Source organism: Bacillus sp. SIMBA_031 (assembly GCF_046535225.1).
GTDB lineage: Bacteria > Bacillota > Bacilli > Bacillales > Bacillaceae > Bacillus > Bacillus velezensis.
Genome location: NZ_JAWRXC010000750.1, coordinates 1 through 230, shown reverse-complemented (window position 1 = coordinate 230; position 230 = coordinate 1). Strand labels below are relative to the sequence as shown.

The 230-nt window shown below is 41.3% G+C and carries 1 rRNA gene; it reads left to right on the top strand.

The features are described from left to right. Window positions 1-140: 140 nt before the first annotated feature. Window positions 141-230, top strand: a 5S ribosomal RNA gene (gene rrf, locus SB724_RS22060); the annotation flags it as partial.

Here is a 230-nt window from a genome sequence, read left to right as displayed (position 1 = left end):
TGGAGCTGACAGATACTAATCGATCGAGGACTTAACCAATTTGAATGTATGCTTACTGTTATCTAGTTTTGAGAGAATTTTTTCAAAAAACTCTTGCTTTTTCTGAAATACATAGTATAATAATACATGTCACTAAAACGTCTGGTGATGATGGCGAAGAGGTCACACCCGTTCCCATGCCGAACACGGAAGTTAAGCTCTTCAGCGCCGATGGTAGTCGGGGGTTTCCC